Origin of the sequence: Gemmatimonas sp. UBA7669 (assembly GCF_002483225.1) — a bacterium.
Lineage (GTDB): Bacteria > Gemmatimonadota > Gemmatimonadetes > Gemmatimonadales > Gemmatimonadaceae > Gemmatimonas.
In genome coordinates, this window is record NZ_DLHL01000011.1 from 68,121 (window position 1) to 85,618 (window position 17,498).

Genomic DNA, 17,498 nt, shown 5'->3' on the forward strand with positions numbered 1-17,498 from the left:
GGTTCAACGACCCGTGAACACAGGGCGCTGTTTGGCCACAAAGGCTTCGTAGGCGGCGCGAAAGTCTTCGGTCAGCATGCAGAGCGCCTGCGCCTGCGCCTCGGCCTCGATGGCCTGCTCGATGCCCATGCTCCATTCCTGGTGCAGCATGGTCTTGGTGAGACCATTGGCAAATGTGGGCCCCTTGGCCAGGCTCTCCGCCAGGCTGGTCGCGTCGGCCATCAGGCTTTCGGGAGCCACGAGCCGATTGAAGAAGCCCCAGCGCTCCGCCTCCTCACCGCGCAGACTGCGACCCGTGAACAACAGTTCGCTGGCGCGGCCCTGCCCGATGATGCGAGGCAACATGGCGCAGGCACCCATGTCGCATCCGGCCAGCCCGACCCGATTGAACAGAAAGGCCACACTCGCGCGCGCCGTGCCGACACGGAGGTCGGAGGCCATGGCGAGTATGGCGCCAGCTCCGGCACAGACGCCGTCCACCGCCGCCACAATGGGTTGCGGACAGGCGCGCATGGCCAACACCAGATCACCGGTCAACCGGGTGAAGCGCAGGAGATCGGGAGCCTCGAGCGCCACCAGTGGCGCGATGATCTCGTGCACATCACCGCCCGAACAGAAGTTCTCACCGGCGCCGGTCAGCACCACGGCGTGCACATCCGTCGCCTGCCGCAGACTCCGAAAGCAGTCGCGCAGTTCGGCGTAACTCTCGAACGTCAGGGGATTCTTGCGCTCGGGTCGCGAGAGCGTGATGGTGGCCACGCTCTCATGCAGTGACCAGCCGAAGTGCGTGGCGCGGTACGACGCCATCTGCCGCAGGGTGCCGGCATCGAGTCCTGCATGGAGTGTCGTGTTCATAGCGAAGTGCTCATGACGCACGCGCCTTGCGCGGTGTGGAGGAACGGGTGGGTTGTGGCGTGGCCAACTGCACGCGAAGTCGGCCGAGCAGCGCGTAGAGCGCGTCACGATGTGGCGTCTCGAAGCCATCAAACAACTCGACGAGCCACTGTTCATGCGCCGCAGCCATGCGGAGAAAGCGACGCCGCCCTCTGGGTGTCAGCCGCACATGGGCGGACCGGGCGTCACTCGGATCCGGGAGGCGTTCCACAAATCCGGCCGCCACGAGCTGCGTGGTGAGCGCGGTGACATTGCCACCGGTTACCATGAGATAGCGCGACAGATCACTCAGGCGCAGCCCGCCCGGATGGCGTTCCAGTTGCGCCAGATAGTCGAAACGCGGCAGCGAGATATCGAACTGCTCACGCAAGCGGCTGCGAATGAGCCGTTCAACCTGTGCGCTGCAGGAAAAGAGCCGGAGCCACAGGCGCACGGCCGAATGATCGTCCACCGTGGCGCGCGCTTCCTGACCGATGTCCGCGTCGTTGACAACGTGGACACGCGAGAACTTGCGGGTGGCCATGTCAGCTCACCTCCCCGCCGCTGACCGGCAGCGCCACGCCAGTCACGGCGGCGCTTCCAGGGCCAACCAGCCACGCGACGGTGTTGGCCACGTCGTCCGGCGTGATGAAGCGTCCCTGCGGATTCAGGGCGGCCAGTGTGCCCCGCGCCTCGTCCTCGCTGCGCCCCGTGCGCTGCACGATGTGCGCAATACTTTCGGCCAGCAGATCCGTTTCGGTGAAGCCGGGGCAGACGGCATTGACCGTGATGCCCTTGGCGGCCACCTCCTGTGCCAGCGCCCGCGTGAGGCCGATGACGCCGTGTTTGGCGGCGCTGTAGGCCGCCGTGTAAGCGTAACCGCGAAGCCCCGCGGTACTGGCCACGTTCACCACGCGACCCCAGCCCGCCGCCAGCATGCCAGGCAACACCGCACGCGTGCAGTGAAACGTGCCGCTCAAGTTGACGCCCAGCATGCGCGCCCAGAGCGCATCGGTCGTGCGCACGAGCGGCGCACTCTCTGCCTGTCCGGCGTTGTTGACCAGCACGTGTACCGTTGGCAGCGCGCCCAGCGCGGCACTCACGGCATCGGCATCCGCCACGTCACACACGAGCACCTGACCGGCGGCATGGCCAAGCTGCGCCGCCTGCGCCTCCAGGGCGGCACGATCACGGCCCAGCAGGCTCACCGTGGCGCCGTCCTGTGCCAGCCGGCGCGCAACGGCTGCTCCAATGCCACGACTGGCACCAGTGATCAGGGCATGACGCCCGTGGAGCGGGCGATCGGACACGGAGAGAAACGGTGTGGTCGATGTCGTCATGCGGTGCTCCGTAAGACGTCGAACCCATCGGCAGCGGCCGGCGCGGCGGCGGCCTGGGCGCGCGCAAACCCGGCTTCCAGTTGCGGCTTGCCGCGCAGATAGGGATTGGGCCAGTCAATGGCCGTGTAGCCGATGCGCGCCGCCTCGGTCAGCGTCCAGGCGGGGTTGGCGAGATGCGGACGCGCCACCGCGCAGAGATCCGCACGGCCGGCCGCAATGATGGAATTCACGTGATCGGCTTCGCTGATGGCACCAACCGCAATGGTGTCGATTCCGGCTTCCTGCCGGATGCGATCGGCAAACGGCGTCTGGTACATGCGTCCGTAGGTGGGCTTCTCCCGTGAGGTCACCTGGCCGGATGAGCAGTCGATGAGATCAGCGCCGGCGTTCTTGAACGCTCGTGCGATGTGGACCGCGTCGGCGGGTGTGATGCCGCCCTCCACCCAGTCGTGCGCGGAAATACGTACCGACATGGGCAGATGATCCGGCCACACGGCGCGTATGGCGGTGAACACCTCCAGCGGATAGCGCAGGCGATGTTCGAGTGGGCCGCCATACTCGTCACGACGCTGATTGGTGAGCGGCGAGATGAAGCTCGACAGCAGATACCCGTGCGCGCAGTGCAGCTCGAGCCAATCGAAGCCGGCGGCCGCAGCGCGGCGTGCACTGGCCACGAACTGGTCGCGCACCACGGTCATCTCGTCACGCGTGATTTCGTGTGCGACGGCACTCACACCGGCGAGGTACTGTTGCGGCGACGCGCTCACCAGTCGCCAGTTGGACTCGGGCCCGTCGTCGGGCAGCGGGAGATCGATGCCGTCCCAGCCACGGCGTGTGGACCCCTTGGCACCGCTATGTCCGAGCTGCAGCGCCATTCTGGCGTCGCTATGACGGTGCACAAAGTCCACGATGCGCGTCCATGCCGCCTGCTGCTCGTCATTCCAGAGACCCGGACAGCCCGGCGTGATGCGGGCCTCAGGCGACGGACAGGTCATCTCGGCCATGATCAGCGCGGCGCCGCCCAAGGCGCGGGCGCCGAGATGGATCAGATGGAAATCTCCGGGCACGCCATGGACCGCCATGTACTGGGCCATGGGCGACACCATCACGCGGTTCTTGAGGGTGACCGACCGCACGGTGTACGGCGTGAACATGGGCGGCGTGGGCGCGTGTGACTCATCGGCGTTCTGTGCAGGACTCAGGCGACGCGCCGCAAACCAGCGCTCGTAGCCCTCCAGCCAGGCCCTGTCGCGCACACGCAGGTTTTCGTGACTGATGCGCTGACTGCGCGTGAGCAGCGAGTACATGAACTGCTCGGGCTCGAGCTGATCGCAGTACCGCGCGCCGCACACTTCAAACCATTCCATGGCGTTCCAGGCCGCATTCTGAATGCGCAGCGTTTCGATTCGTCGTGCTTCCTGAAAGGCCGCCAACACCGTGGGCAACTGCGCGGGCTCGTCACCGAGACGCTGAAACTGACGCACCAGCTCCACGGCATCCTCAAGCGCCAGCTTGGTGCCCGACCCAATGGCAAAGTGTGCCGTATGCACCGCATCGCCCATGAGCACCACATGACTGCCGTTCGCATTCTGCAGCCACCACTGCTCACACACCACGCGCTGAAAGTTGAGCCAGGCCGAGCCGCGCAGATGCCGGCTGTTGGTGAGGAGCGGCGATCCGTCCAGCGTCTCGGCGAAGAGCTGCTCGCAGAAGGCCACCGACGTGTCCTGGTCGGCTTCATCGAGTCCGTGCGCCCGCCAGACATGCTCCGGACACTCCACGATGCATGTGGACGTCTCGGCATCGAACTGGTAGATGTGCGCCTGGAACCAACCGTGCTCGGTGCGGCGGAAATCGAAGGTGAAGGCCTCGAAGCGCCGCGGTGTGCCCAGCCAGATGAAGCGATTGGGCCGTACCACGATGTCAGGCCGGAAGTGCTCGGCGTAGGCCGTACGGATCTTCGAGTTGATGCCGTCGGATGCGATGATGAGATCGGCGTCCGGGAAATCGAGATCGGAGTCCACCTCCTGCTCAAAGCGCAGTTCCACGCCGAGCGCTTCGCAGCGGGCCTGCAACAGGTTGAGCAGGTGCTTTCGCCCGATGCCCACGAAGCCGTGGCCCCCCGATCGGATACGGCGTCCCTTGAAGCGCAGCTCGATGTCATCCCAGTGCGCGAAGGCCGCCTCAATGGCGTCGGCCGTTTCGCGATCCCAGCGCCGCATGGTGTCCATGGTGGCGTCGGAGAAGACGACACCCCAGCCGAACGTGTCGTAGGGCCGATTCCGCTCCACCACGGTGATGTGGTGGCGCGGGTCGAGCCGTTTCATCAGGAGGGCGAAATACAGGCCGGCGGGTCCGCCGCCGACACAAACGATGCGCATGGGGCCACGATAGGGCCCGATACTTCAAACTTCAAGCATTGGCGTCGCTGACGGCTTCCGCCCCGTCCTTCCACATCGGACCATAGAGCTGCGGGCCGCAGGTTTCACAGATGCTGTGACTGAACGTCGCCCCCGAATGCTGGGCCAGGTAGGACTCCACGGACGCCCAGTAGCCCTGGTCGTCACGGATGTTCTTGCAGTTGGCGCAGATGGGAATGAGCCCGGACAGGGTCCGGACTTCCTTGAGCGCCACCGCCAGCTCGCCGTTGGCTTTCTCGAGTTCGGCATTGGTTTGCGACAGCACCGCGAGGCGGGCCCGGTCGCGCCGATTGAATCGCACCAGCACGGCCAGCAGCGCCACCACCAACACCAGAATGAGCGAGCCCAGTGTCACCACCAGACGCTGCCGCGCGATGACGGCTTCCTGCGCCGCCTGCGTGGCCATGAGCGCCGCATTGGCCTCCCGTGCCCGCTGGGTTTCCTCACGCGCTTCCATGGACGCGATGCGCTGGGCAGCCGCCTGATCGAAAATGGTATCACCGAGGGCCTGGTACTCCCGCAGGTAGCGCAGCGCCTGTGCACTGTTGCCGGCCTGTTCCTCGAGGCTGGCAAGATGCTGCAGGGCATCCAGTGCCATTACGCGCTGTACCACACTGCGCGCGAGCCGCAGCGACTCGACATACAGCCTGCGGGCGACATCACGGTGGCCCATGGTGGCGTGCGCCTCGGCCTGAATGGCCAGTGTGCGTGCCTGACCACGTACACTTCCACGATCAGCCCCGACGCGCAGCACCGAGTCCAGTACCGGGAGCGCCTCGGCTGGTCGCCCCTCACGCACGAGCAGCAGCGCGCTCGTTACGGCATTGAGCGTCCACGCATCCAGCGTGTCAGCCCGCTGGGGCAACGCTCCTGGCAGGCTGTACGCCTCGATGGATTGCTGGAGCAGACGACGCGCGTCGCTGAATCGGCGCAGGTCGATCTCGAGTTGCGCAAACGTGTTGAGGGCGTAACCGACAGCGGCCGGACTGTCCGAATGGCGAGACGCGTTCACCGCCATCTCCAACATCTCGCGTGCACGGCTGTATTGACGCCAGTCGTGATAGGTCTTGCCGATGTTGGTGAGCGTGCGCGCCACACCGGCAGAGTCCCCGGCGGCGCGACGCAGCGTGAGCGCCTCGAGGAAGGCTTCCAGCGCCGGTTCATACACGCCCAGCTGATAGTACGACGCGCCGATGCTGTTGTACTCGGACGACAGGCCCCGCTGGTCATTCACGGCGATTCGCAGACGCTTGGCGAGATCGAGGTGAACGAGCGCACTGTCGTACTGATTTGAGCGCCAGAAAAGCAGACCGATGCGATGCTCGATGTCGGCCAGCCCCAGAGAATCGCTTGCCCGGTCGGCGTATCGCCGCCCGCTGTCATACGCACCAAGTGCCGGCGCGAGGTCCTCCACATTTTCAAGGACAAGGCCGAGTTGCAGGTACGCAGCACTCGCCGACTTGTCATCCCGGCCCGTGCTGGCCAATGAGTCTGCGCGCCGCCGCAGATCCGGCGCGCTCTGCCCACTAGCCGGGTGTGCAACCGCCCCATAGGCAACGGCCACAGTGGCGAGCCAAACGCCAAGGCGCGACCGCGTCCGGAGCTTGGATGGCACTCGCAAGTTGAGAGGCGTTGGTAACATCGGCGACCGGACCGCGGGAGCAGCGTACGGCTCACCTGTCGTCGATGAGGCGCGCTTCAAGTTAGCCCAACCCCGGCACGGGGGCGAGCGGTGCCCCGCCGGCACCCCTCCACTATTTTTCAGGTATGACCACCATCACCCAAGCCGACTTCATCCAGTCCATCGCGGACGCACTCCAGCACATCTCCTATTATCACCCGCTGGACTACATTCACGCGCTGGCTGACGCCTACGACAAGGAACAGTCGCCCGCCGCGAAGGACGCGATCGCGCAGATCCTCACCAACTCGCGCATGTGCGCCGAGGGGCATCGCCCCATCTGCCAGGACACGGGCAGTGTGGTGGTCTTCCTCAAGGTGGGCATGAATGTGCGTTGGGACGCCACGCTGTCCATCCAGGAGATGGTGGACGAGGGCGTGCGCCGGGCCTACCTGCAGCCAGACAACATTCTGCGGGCGTCCATCGTGTCCGACCCGGCGTTCTCGCGCAAGAACACGCGCGACAACACGCCGGCGGTGGTGCACGTGGAGCTGGTGCCGGGCGACACGGTGGACGTCAAGCTTGGCGCCAAGGGGGGCGGCTCGGAGAACAAGAGCAAGTTTGCCATGCTCAATCCCAGCGACAACATCGTGGACTGGGTGCTGAAGACGGTGCCGCTCATGGGCGCCGGCTGGTGCCCGCCCGGCATGCTGGGCATCGGCATTGGCGGCAGCGCGGAGAAGGCCATGCTCATGGCGAAGGAATCGCTTATGGAGCACATCGACATGGCGCAGCTCAAGGCGCGCGGCCCGCAGAACAAGATCGAGGAACTGCGCATCGAGCTCTGCGACAAGATCAACGCGCTGGGCATCGGGGCGCAGGGTCTGGGTGGGCTCAGCACGGTGCTCGACGTCAAGATCTGGGACTACCCCACCCATGCGGCCTCCAAGCCCATTGCCATGATTCCGAACTGTGCGGCCACGCGGCACGCGCACTTCGTGCTCGACGGCAGCGGTGTGGCGGAACTGCCGGTGCCCAGCCTCAGCGACTGGCCCAACGTCACCTGGCGTCCGGATGTGAATGCGAAGCGCGTGGATCTCGACACGCTCACGCCGGAAGTGGTGGCCACGTGGAAGGCGGGCGACCGATTGCTGCTCAACGGCCGCATGCTCACGGGCCGCGACGCGGCGCACAAGCGCATCGCGGACCTCTACGCCAGCGGCGAGGGACTGCCTGCGGGAGTGGACTTCACCAACCGCGTGATCTACTACGTGGGCCCCGTGGATCCGGTGCGCGATGAAGCGGTGGGCCCGGCGGGCCCCACCACGGCCACCCGCATGGACAAGTTCACGGAGATGATGCTGGCCAAGACGGGGCTCATCGCCATGATCGGCAAGGCGGAACGCGGCACCATGGGGCTCGAGGCCATTCGCAAGCACAAGGCGGCGTATCTCATGGCCGTCGGTGGTGCGGCGTACCTGGTGTCCAAGGCCATCCGCCACTCGCGTGTGGTGGCCTTCGAAGACCTCGGCATGGAGGCCATCTACGAGTTCACGGTGGAGGACATGCCCGTGACCGTGGCCGTCGACTCGGCGGGTGACAACGTCCATGAAAGCGGCCCGGCCGAGTGGCAGGACAAGATCCGCAAGGGGCTGCCGGTGCTGGCGTGAGGCCAACACGTCCTGCCCTGCATCGGCAGGACTTCGTGTGCGGCAGGTAGTTGAACCACTTTGTCGCGGATGACGCGGATAAGGCGGAAACAGCACGGATGAACAACAGTTCAAGCTGTTGCAGTATCCGTGCTGTTTCCGCCTCATCCGTGAAATCCGCGACAAGGTAGTTGAACAGTCTCGCCAATCACGAGACCTCAAGTCGTCGAGAGGTTTGGCTCCAGACAAGTCGACGGATCTCGGGCTTTGGACCAAAGTTGAGCAACAATCCTACCTCCAGGCCCGACGCCCGGAGGTAATTGAGCAACTGCGCCTCATGAGCAGGAATGATCTGCTTGCACGATTTGAGCTCTATGAGAACGCGCCCGGCCACCACGAGGTCCGCCCTGAACTCTCCGTGATCCTCGCCCCGGAAGCGCACGCGCAATACCTGCTCCCTCTCGACGGTGAGCCCGCGTTGCGCCAACAGGGACGCCATCACACTGCCGTAGACCGACTCTGAGAATCCCCATCCAAGTTCATTGTACAGCTCGTAGTACACGGCCAATATCGCGTCGGTCACCTCGCCGTGGATGAGTCGCATTGGCTTGTTGAGTGGGGTTCTTCGTTTCGGGATCGCATGACTCAAGTTGCCGCGCAGTGGCCCTGACTGCGTGATCATTCCGACGCAGTGTCCTGTTGTTTCCGTGGGTTGTCCGCGAAATCCGTGGTAATCAGTTCCAATCATGCATTCGCGCACCGCCAGTTAGATTTCGGTAGCCGCACGTCCGTTCCCACCTGCCCAAGCCTCCCGTGACACGTTCCCATCGCCTGATCCTCGGCGTGGCCGCCAGCCTGACGCTCTCGGCCACGGCCACCGCGCAACCGGCCACGCAGTATCCCACGAGCTGGGATCCGGCGCTCATGCAGCGCGCCGATATCAAGGCCGCCATGGCGCGCCTTGAACAGAACTTCCCGCAGCAGGTGGAGGAGTGGATCCGCCTCACCGAGATGCCCGCCAAGTCGGGCAAGGAAGAGGCACGCGCGGCGCACGTGAAGGCCGCGTTCGAGAAGGAGGGGTTGCGCACGTCGGTGGACTCCATCGGCAACGTGATTGGTGTGCGCAAGGGCACCGGCGGTGGCCCCACCATTGTCATCATGGCTCACATGGACGTGGTGTTCGAAAACACCACGCCCAAGAAGGTCCGGCGCAGCGGGGACACGCTGTTTGCACCGGGTGTTGGTGACAACACCGCGTCAGTGGCCAACATGCTGTCCACGCTGCGCACCATGAACGCCACCAGGTTCACGCACAAGGGCGACATCATCTTCATTGGCACCGTGCAGGAAGAAGTCGGTCTCAAGGGCGCGGAATACTGGCTGGCCCACAACCCGCGTCCCGATCTGCTCATCGTACCCGATGGCGCGTTTGGCAGTGTGTCCTATGGCGCACTGGGCATCTTCTGGACCAAGTACGTGTTCACCAGCCCTGGTGCCCATACGCTGGCGTCGCGCGGCCGGCCCACGCCGGTGCGCGCGGTGGCGGAAGCCGTGCAGCGACTCTACGAGATCGAGTTCCCTGCGCTGCCCGATGGCGCGGTCATGAACATCGGACAGATCCACGGTGGCGAGATCTTCAACTCGGTGCCGCAGGAGCTGTACTTCACGGTGGACCTGCGCAGCCCCGACCCGGTGCTGCTCGACTCCCTCGATCGCACCATCACGCGCGTCACCAAAGAAGTCGCAGAGAAGCACAAGGTGGGGCTGCGTGTCGAAGTCGACCAGAAGAATCAGGCCGGTGGCACCGAGAAGCAGCTCGAAGGCGCGCGCGCCCATCCGCTGGTGCAGACGGCCGTGGACATCAACCGCTTTCTCGGCATCAGCTCGGGCATGCCGGGCGCACGGGAAGCGGTACCGACAGGTGCCACCGATGCCAACCCGGGCGTGGTGCGCAAGATTCCGAGCATTGCCATTGGTGGTTCACGCGCCAATGGCGCACATCAGCTGACCGAGTACGCGCTGGCGTCAACGGCGCTGCCGTCCACCAAGCTGCTCTATCTGCTCACCGCGACGTTCGCCGACGGCATCAAGACCGTGCCGCCCGGCAAGATCGTGCCTTGATCGACACACGGCCGTAGCCAACCAGGGCTCACGGCCAACTGAACACATCGCTCGTGGGAGCCGCCGATCGCGCCCGTGAAATACCGGCGGGCTCACGCCAGAACAATCGAGACGCCAGGCGATAGGTCACACGCACATCGAGACCTTTCGCCTGGGCGTCCGGCACCAGCGGATACGCAAGGTCCACGCGGGCTACAGAGCGCGAGCGGCGTGGCACGGCGGCCAGCAGCGATATCCCGGCTCCCGCGCGGAAGGCGTTCACACCGAACGGCACACCACCGGCCCACAATTGCCCCACATCAGTGAATGCGGCCACACCGGATGCCAATGATTCGCCCAATGACGGCAACAACAGGCGACGCTCCGCGCGTAGCACCAGCCGCCGCCCACCGCCAACCCGCGACGCACGATATCCGCGAAGCCCGGTCTCGTCATCGCCAAAACTGAGCTGATACGGCACACGCGCCGTCGACGCACCGGCGTACTCGGCCGACCACACCCGCGTCTGCCTTTCCGTGGGGCGAGCGTACCAGGCCAGCCGACCACTCAGCACACTCTCACGAAAGTCGCTGCCCACACGCCGGGCATCGCCACGCAGTTGCAGTCCGAGATACGACGACGCCGTGCCGACACCCAGGAACAGATCGCCACGCACAAAGGGGCCCACTTCGGTGCCCTGCAGACTGCGCCCCACCTGCAACAGAAGCTGGGCACCACGCGCGACATCCTGCACGGCCTCCAGCCCGTCGAAAGCGCGGGCCTTGGCGAATGACAGGGCCCGCAATCCCCCCACCACGCCCACTCGGAACGCCTCGCCGTCGGCGAAGCGATTGTCCAGTTCCGTATTGGGTACGGCGACTCGGCCGGTGTCGGTGAGCGACACCGCCTGCCCATCCACGCGCCGGCGATCCCATCCCATGACCGCGCCAAGCAACCAGGTTTCACGGCTAGCGGCCGTGACGCGTGAAGCGAAGCCAATGTCGGCGCGCTCACGACGCACGGCGACCGCCAGCGGCTCGTCAGACTCGCGTACGAAGCGCACATAGTCATCTTCGCGGGACACGCCAGTGAACGCGGCCAGCCGCTGCACCGACGACGCGAAAGGACGCGTCAGCGTGGCCGAGAGCACACTGCCCTGCGGCGCGCGCTGCGCCACGAGACTCGCGAGGTTTGGGCCACCCAACGCATGGTAGTGCGTATATCGCAGACCAAAGCCATCGCGATACGCGCGCCCGTCCCGCCATCGCACACTCGCGAGCTGCCCTGATCCGTCTATACTCGTGGAGCCAAGCTCCGCCGACGTGACGGCGGCGCCGCGCACTCCGAGCCCGAGGATCGGTCGCAGGTCGTCGACGGTTTCGACTACGATGGCCACGCCATTGCCTTCTTCCACCACGGACACCGTGGCGTCGGCAATATACGGCAGGGTGCGCAGCAGACGCTCCGACTCGGCGCGTCGCCATTCCGTGCACTCCTGCCCCTCGCGCAGCAACAGCCACGGTGTGATGGAGTTGGAACGGCTCGGGGTACCAATCAACAGTGGTGCCACCAGCTGACGCAGCCCACCGGGCACACGGGCGCGATCGAGCACCTGTCGCGACGAGCGTACGACCTCCACGCGCGTGACCGGTCGCCCGTCACAGGTTTCGACCCTACGGGAGATGCCCGACACCGCCGGCAGGGGAGCCGGCGACGACGGCGCAGCCCACAACAGCGCCGCGTTGAGAGCGATCAGAATTCGTGACATGAGTGGCCGTTTCGTGACACCGCAACATCACACCCGTGGCACTGGCATTTCTCACGCGCACGCGGTGCGCGCGGCGCCAGTGTTTCAGTCACAGGAAAGTACAGCTTCCCCCGAAGCTGCCGATACCCTGTGTATGGGCGCGTGATGCGCCCCTCGTAGACAGCGAATCACCACCCCGGAGTCAGGAAGCACATGCTGACAGCGACCCGGTGGGCGTGCACGCTGTTGTTGGTCGTGGCGGTGCCGGCGCTGGCACAGTCGTCCCAGGCGCCAGCAGCAGCATCACGTACCACAGCGACTACTACAACGGTTTCTTCGACGACCTCGGCGGTTTCAACCGCCCCGGTATCGTCAGAGGCTGCCGCGCCCAAGGCACGGCTGCTCGAGCAGTGGGATGATGTCATCAAGGACATCCCACTGGCCGGCGAGCGTCCGATCACCCTCACCATCAGCGGTCAGGCCCGTTGGCGCGAGGAGTTCTTCCGCGCCTTCAACACCGGCGAACTCGATGACGATCACGGCCAGTCGCGCCTGCTCATCAGCGCGGATCTCGTAGTCGGTGAGCGCAAGGGGCGCTACGCGCGTCTCTTCGCCGAAGGCCGGGACGCGCAGAGCTATGGCCGTACGCTGCCTGGTGGTGCGCGCCCGAATGACGCCGACCGCAGCGACGTGCAGAATCTCTGGATCGATCTGGGCAGCAACAAGTCGTACGTGCGCGTCGGACGACAGGAGATCGCCCTCGGTGCACAGCGCCTGTTTGGCGTACCCGACTGGTCCAATACGCGCCGCGGCTCACAGGGTGTGCGCTTGTACACGGAACGTGGACGTTTCGCGCTCGAGGGCATTCAGGCCCGTCCCATGGTCGTGCGCCAGTATGCGCGCAATCACGCAGATACGACGCAGCAGTTTCGCACACTCTCGCTGGGCAACGCGACTGGCGCGGCGCCGCTGTGGCGTGGCTTGCCTGCCACGTGGCAGGCGTATTGGTATGAGCAGCAGATTGAGTCCGCCAGCGCACCGGTTCGCCGCCTTACCACCGGCGGCCGCCTGATGTGGGATTGGGGCAAGAAGTCGGCGCTCGCGCGTTCACTGGAATTCGAAGGCGCGAAACAGGGCGGGGCGATCGGCGCGCGCCGTCTGGATGGCTGGTTCTGGGTCGGTGAAGCCACAGTGCGCTGGACCAGGTTGCGTGGCGCACCCAGTCTCGCCCTTGGCATTGAAGAGGCGAGCGGTGAGAATCGCAGCACCGGCGATCGGCAGGAGGCGTTCGCCGTGCTGTATCCGGCCGCGCATGCACACGGTGGCTATGCCGATGTCATCGGTCGCACCAACGTGCGTGAGCTGCACCTCTTCAGCACCTGGTCACCGGTGCGCAGCGTGAACCTGCGCTTTGCCGCCTATCGTTTCGACCGCCTCCGTCTCGACGACGGGGTGTGGACGAAGCAGAACTCGGTGTTCCGCGCAGCCAGTGGGAATACGGCGCGGCATGCCGCCGATGAGCTGGATCTGACCGGTGTGTGGAAGGCCACCGCACACACGCAGGTGATCTTCGGCGGCGCGCTCGTGCTGCCGGGCGCCTTCCTGCGAAACACACCGGGTGGTGCGCGAACGGAGCGTTGGGGCTTCGTCGGCACAGCCTTCACGTTCTGAGCGCTCCATCACTCCCCTCTTCATAGAGCATCACATGCGCCACTGGACCGTCCGCACCCGGCTGCTTGCCGGCTTCAGCTTTCTGCTCATTCTTCTGGCCGCCGTGGGCAGCATCGCCACGTTGCGCGTGTACTCGTTGCGCCACACGGTCGATCTCGCCACGCGCGACGTGGCTGGCAAGGTGCGCGCCGCCAACGAACTCATCGACGCAGTGAACGAAGCAGCGCGCTTCAAGCTCGCGCTGTTTGCTGCCAGCTCGGAGGAATTGATTGCCAGCTCGTCCGAGGGCGTAACGCACTCACGCGAACGCATCAACGCGGCCTATGCGCGTCTCGATTCCGTCGTGGCGGATTCTGGCGGCAGTGCCGACACCGCCATGGCGCGCCAGGTGGCCGAGATCAAGGCCTTGCGCAAGGTACATGCAGCCTCGTTCGACGCGGCGGCCGAAGTACGCAAGAGCGGTGATGTCGCCCGCGCCGAAGCCATGCTCACGAGCGAAGTGCTGCCATCACTGTCAACGTATGTGGCCGCCATTTCCGCGCTGGTCGACGCGCAGGACGCGGCGCTGGCCGCCGAGGCGGCCACCGCGGAGGCACAGGCGGTTCGGGGCATCGTGCTCATCGTGGCGCTCTGCCTCGTGGCCATCGTGGCCGGTCTGACCGTTGCCTGGTTCATCTATCGCAGCATCACCGTCCCCCTCGCGCAGCTCACGCGCGTGGCGGATCAGTTGGCCGAGGGCGACTGCAATGTCTCCATCGATCAGCAGGGCGCGCGTGACGAAGTGGCGGAGTTGGCAGTGGCCATGCAGCGCATGGCCGCAGCCGACGCCCGACTGGCCGATGTGGCGCAGCATCTCGCCGATGGCGATGCGTCGGTGACGGTGCATGTGCGCTCGGAGCGGGACGTGCTTGGTCAGGCCATGACGCGCGTGCAACAGACGCTCGTGGCGCTCGACGGTGAGATGCGCACACTCACGGAGGCCGCGGTGGCTGGCCGCTTGCAGGTGCGCGCGGAGACGGAACAGTTCCGTGGCTCCTTCCGCGAGCTCGCCATTGGTCTCAATACGGTGCTCGACAATCTGCTCGAGCCGGTGAACGAAGCGCGTGGCACGCTGGAGCGCCTGGCCACCCGCGACCTCTCGGCGCGCATGCGCACCACCTGGCAGGGTGATCATGGCGTATTGGCCACCGCGCTCAACACGGCGGCCGAGGCCCTCGACAGCACGCTGGCTGAGGTCGCGTCGTCGGCGCAACAGGTGAACGCCGCCTCGCTGCAGATTGCCGACGGCAGTCAGGGTCTGGCGCGTTCTGCCTCCGACCAGGCCGCGTCGCTTGAAGAAGTGGCCTCCGGTCTGCAGGAAGTGGGCGCGGTCACGCGTCAGAACGCGCAGTACGCCGCTGAGGCGCAGCAACTCACGCACGAGGCGCAGCAGACTTCAAGCCGCGGGGTGGAGGAGATGGGTCGTCTGTCCGATGCCATTGCGCGCATCAAGCAGGCCAGCGACGCCACGGCCCGTATCGTGAAAACCATCGACGAGATTGCCTTCCAGACCAACCTGCTGGCGCTCAACGCGGCCGTGGAAGCGGCGCGTGCGGGTGACGCGGGCCGCGGCTTCGCAGTGGTGGCCGAAGAGGTGCGCAGCCTCGCGCTGCGCAGCGCCGAGGCCGCGCGGCAAACCTCGGACCTCATCGAGCAGGCGGTCACCACGGCGGCGGAAGGCGTGACACGCAACGAACTCGTGCTCGAGCAGCTGCACGAGATCGATCGTCAGGTCACGCGCGTCGGAGCGGTGATGGTGGAAGTGGCCACCGCCAGCCAGCAGCAGCGCGAGGGCATCACGACCATCGAGAAGGCTGTGGAGCTCATGAACGGCGTCACGCAGCAGGTGGCGGCCAACGCGGAAGAATCGGCCAGCGCGGCCGAGGAACTCGCGAGTCAGGCCACGACCATGACGGCGCTCATCGGCGAGTTTGCGCTGAGTGGACAGGAATCGGCGTCGCGGTCTGCCATTTCTGGCAGCAACCGCCACGCCGGACGGTCACGCCGGTCCGCTCGCTCGCTGGTCGCGGCCTGAGCGCTTCGCGTCAGCGCTTCGCCTCATCGAGCACGGCGCGGACCTTGACGGCCAGGTCCGCCGCCGTGAACGGCTTGGCCAGGAATGACGCACCGCTCATGGGCGTGCCATTCAATGGCACGCCATGAGCCCCAATGATATCGGCGGTGTATCCGGACGTGTATAGCACGGGCACGTCCGGGTGCGCCAGCCGCAGATAGTGCACCAGTTCGCGGCCGTTCATGCCGGGCATCATGACGTCGGTCAGCAGGAGATCGAACGATCCCGGATGCTGCGCGGTCCAGTCCAGCAACTCTTCGGCTGAGGCAAAGGCCCGCACGACATAGCCCTGTCGTGTGAGCAGCCGCACGATGAGCGTGCGAACACGTTCGTCGTCTTCGGCCACCAACACCTGCTCGCTCCCGGTCGGTAACATGGCATCCTGACCCGCTTCGGGTCCGCTCGCCACCGCCTTGACATGCGGCAGCAGAATGGTGAATCGCGTGCCGTGACCGGGCTCGCTGTCGAGCTGAATGCGTCCGCCGTTCTGTGACACCGCCCCGTGAATCATGGCGAGACCGAGACCGGTGCCGTGCCCCACGTCTTTTGTGGTGAAGAACGGTTCGAAGGCGCGTTCGCGCACGTCGGCGGTCATCCCCTGTCCGGTGTCGGTCACCTGCAGGCGCACGAATTCCTGATGACGGCTCTCGAGTTCGTCCGGCATTACATCCACCGCGATGGATAGCACCCCACCGCCCGGCATCGCGTCGCGGGCGTTGATGGCGAGATTCACGAGGATCTGCTCGAGTTGGCCTTCGTCGAAGCGCACCATGGCTGGACGCGTGGCGGTGGCCAGACGCAGACTGATGGATTCGCCCATCACCCGCCGAAGCATGCCGGAGACACGCTGTACCACCTGATTCACGTCGAGGACCACCGGCGCGATGACCTGACGCCGAGAGAAAGCCAGCAAGTGTCGCGTGAGACTGGTGGCCGACGTGGTGGCCTCGGCCACGCGCGTCAGATCGTCGCGTAGCGGATCATCGACGGCCAGGCCGCTGAGCGCGAGATCCACCGAGGTGCGAATGATGGTGAGTACGTTGTTGAAGTCGTGCGCGATGCCACCGGCCAGACGTCCCACCGATTCCATCTTCTTGGCCTGCAGCAGCTCATCCTGCAGGCGCTGCTGCGCCGTGATGTCCGTGATGCTGCCGCGCACCAGTCGCCGTCCCTCGGCCGGCATGCGCACGAGGCGCACTTCGCAGGGAATGTCGTGGCCGTCGGCGTGCCGATAGGTCCAGCGCTGCACGACGGTCTGACCGTCGAGTGCCGCCTGCATGGCTTCAAGCGCGGCCGGCAGACTGGGACGTCCATCGGGCTGCACGGGCGGACAGAGCGCCATGGGCGTCTTGCGCAGCAGCACATCACGCGGATAGCCAAACAGCGTGACCGCATTGCCATTGAGTTCGGTGAAGACGCCGGTGTCGGCGTCATACACGATGATGGCCTCCGGGGCGTGCTCCACCTGCACCCGGTAGCGCGCCTCACTTTCCGCCAGGGCCTCGAGTGTGTACCGCTGCGCCGTGATGTCACCGATGTAGCCGTGCCAGAGGGTGCTGCCGTCGGGCAGACGTTCAGGACGGGCATCACCACGCAGCCAGCGCTGGCCGGCGCGTGGCAGTTGCACGCGATACTCGCACTGCCAGCGGGTCAGCTCGCGGGCCGACTCACTGATGGACGCGGCCACATGCGGCAGGTCATCGGCATGCAGTCGCGAGAAGACGGCCGACGCGTCGTGCTGCACTTCCTCCGGCGCGACTTCGTAGATGTCCACGATGCCGTTGCTGGCGAACGGGAAACACGAGGTCCCATCGGGCCGGAGCAGAAACTGGTAAATGACACCGGGCACTTGCGCCGACAACTTGTCGAGCAGCGCCGCCGAGCGAATGGCATTGGAGTCCATGCCGGGAACATATCGCGGTCGGGCCGTAGGCGTGCAGGGCATTCCCCGACGGGAAATCCTC

The 17,498-nt window shown here is 65.7% G+C and carries 12 protein-coding genes; 4 read left to right on the top strand and 8 right to left on the bottom strand.

The genetic code is table 11. The annotated features are described in order from the left end of the window. Positions 1 to 3: 3 nt before the first annotated feature. The 5 genes from B2747_RS02735 to B2747_RS02755 are packed head-to-tail and all read right to left on the bottom strand — an operon-like array spanning position 4 to position 6,047. On the bottom strand, positions 4 to 855 hold the full coding sequence (locus B2747_RS02735) for an enoyl-CoA hydratase family protein (RefSeq protein ID WP_291156591.1): 852 nt from the start codon (positions 853 to 855) through the stop codon (positions 4 to 6). A gap of 10 nt (positions 856 to 865) precedes the next feature. After that, entirely contained in the window at positions 866 to 1,417 is a 552-nt protein-coding gene (locus tag B2747_RS02740) for a MarR family winged helix-turn-helix transcriptional regulator (protein WP_291156594.1), read from the bottom strand. Between the two features lies 1 nt (position 1,418). Then, entirely contained in the window at positions 1,419 to 2,213 is a 795-nt protein-coding gene (locus tag B2747_RS02745; RefSeq protein WP_291156596.1) for an SDR family NAD(P)-dependent oxidoreductase, read from the bottom strand. Further along, on the bottom strand, positions 2,210 to 4,594 hold the full coding sequence (locus B2747_RS02750) for a bifunctional salicylyl-CoA 5-hydroxylase/oxidoreductase (protein ID WP_291156598.1): 2,385 nt from the start codon (positions 4,592 to 4,594) through the stop codon (positions 2,210 to 2,212). The genes B2747_RS02745 and B2747_RS02750 overlap by 4 nt, the downstream gene beginning before the upstream one ends. A gap of 31 nt (positions 4,595 to 4,625) precedes the next feature. Further along, positions 4,626 to 6,047 carry a tetratricopeptide repeat protein gene (locus tag B2747_RS02755; RefSeq protein WP_291156600.1) on the bottom strand — a complete coding sequence of 474 codons (1,422 nt, stop codon included), beginning with the start codon at positions 6,045 to 6,047 and terminating at the stop codon, positions 4,626 to 4,628. Between the two features lie 353 nt (positions 6,048 to 6,400). Here B2747_RS02755 and B2747_RS02760 point away from each other — a divergent pair, with 353 nt between their 5' ends. Continuing rightward, positions 6,401 to 7,924: a fumarate hydratase gene (locus B2747_RS02760; protein ID WP_291156602.1), complete on the top strand. Its 1,524-nt coding sequence runs from the start codon at positions 6,401 to 6,403 to the stop codon at positions 7,922 to 7,924. 187 nt (positions 7,925 to 8,111) lie between these two features. On the opposite strand, the gene B2747_RS02765 is transcribed toward B2747_RS02760, so the two are convergent. Further along, complete coding sequence (locus B2747_RS02765) at positions 8,112 to 8,507, bottom strand: GxxExxY protein (RefSeq protein ID WP_291156605.1); 396 nt, start codon at positions 8,505 to 8,507, stop codon at positions 8,112 to 8,114. A gap of 209 nt (positions 8,508 to 8,716) precedes the next feature. Here B2747_RS02765 and B2747_RS02770 point away from each other — a divergent pair, with 209 nt between their 5' ends. Further along, positions 8,717 to 10,024, top strand: coding sequence for a M20 family metallopeptidase (locus tag B2747_RS02770; protein WP_291156608.1), 1,308 nt, complete (start codon positions 8,717 to 8,719; stop codon positions 10,022 to 10,024). Positions 10,025 to 10,052: 28 nt separating this feature from the next. Here B2747_RS02770 and B2747_RS02775 read toward each other — a convergent pair whose 3' ends face one another. Beyond that, positions 10,053 to 11,771: a hypothetical protein gene (locus tag B2747_RS02775; RefSeq protein ID WP_291156611.1), complete on the bottom strand. Its 1,719-nt coding sequence runs from the start codon at positions 11,769 to 11,771 to the stop codon at positions 10,053 to 10,055. 192 nt (positions 11,772 to 11,963) lie between these two features. Here B2747_RS02775 and B2747_RS02780 point away from each other — a divergent pair, with 192 nt between their 5' ends. Both B2747_RS02780 and B2747_RS02785 read left to right on the top strand, forming a co-directional pair. Next, positions 11,964 to 13,421 (top strand): alginate export family protein, encoded by a 1,458-nt coding sequence (locus B2747_RS02780; RefSeq protein WP_291156614.1) that lies wholly within the window; start codon positions 11,964 to 11,966, stop codon positions 13,419 to 13,421. A gap of 34 nt (positions 13,422 to 13,455) precedes the next feature. After that, the gene (locus B2747_RS02785) at positions 13,456 to 15,495 is read left to right on the top strand and encodes a methyl-accepting chemotaxis protein (protein WP_291156617.1); all 2,040 of its coding nucleotides are present in this window, start codon (positions 13,456 to 13,458) and stop codon (positions 15,493 to 15,495) included. A gap of 10 nt (positions 15,496 to 15,505) precedes the next feature. Here B2747_RS02785 and B2747_RS02790 read toward each other — a convergent pair whose 3' ends face one another. Further along, the gene (locus tag B2747_RS02790; RefSeq protein WP_291156620.1) at positions 15,506 to 17,437 is read right to left on the bottom strand and encodes an ATP-binding protein; all 1,932 of its coding nucleotides are present in this window, start codon (positions 17,435 to 17,437) and stop codon (positions 15,506 to 15,508) included. Between the last annotated feature and the right edge of the window lie 61 nt (positions 17,438 to 17,498).

Coding starts and splice junctions, on each gene's coding strand:
- B2747_RS02735 (WP_291156591.1), bottom strand. CDS start 855: ATGAACACGACACTCCATGCAGGACTCGATGCCGGCACCCTGCGGCAG.
- B2747_RS02740 (WP_291156594.1), bottom strand. CDS start 1,417: ATGGCCACCCGCAAGTTCTCGCGTGTCCACGTTGTCAACGACGCGGAC.
- B2747_RS02745 (WP_291156596.1), bottom strand. CDS start 2,213: ATGACGACATCGACCACACCGTTTCTCTCCGTGTCCGATCGCCCGCTC.
- B2747_RS02750 (WP_291156598.1), bottom strand. CDS start 4,594: ATGCGCATCGTTTGTGTCGGCGGCGGACCCGCCGGCCTGTATTTCGCC.
- B2747_RS02760 (WP_291156602.1), top strand. CDS start 6,401: ATGACCACCATCACCCAAGCCGACTTCATCCAGTCCATCGCGGACGCA.
- B2747_RS02765 (WP_291156605.1), bottom strand. CDS start 8,507: ATGCGACTCATCCACGGCGAGGTGACCGACGCGATATTGGCCGTGTAC.
- B2747_RS02775 (WP_291156611.1), bottom strand. CDS start 11,771: ATGTCACGAATTCTGATCGCTCTCAACGCGGCGCTGTTGTGGGCTGCG.
- B2747_RS02780 (WP_291156614.1), top strand. CDS start 11,964: ATGCTGACAGCGACCCGGTGGGCGTGCACGCTGTTGTTGGTCGTGGCG.
- B2747_RS02785 (WP_291156617.1), top strand. CDS start 13,456: ATGCGCCACTGGACCGTCCGCACCCGGCTGCTTGCCGGCTTCAGCTTT.
- B2747_RS02790 (WP_291156620.1), bottom strand. CDS start 17,437: ATGGACTCCAATGCCATTCGCTCGGCGGCGCTGCTCGACAAGTTGTCG.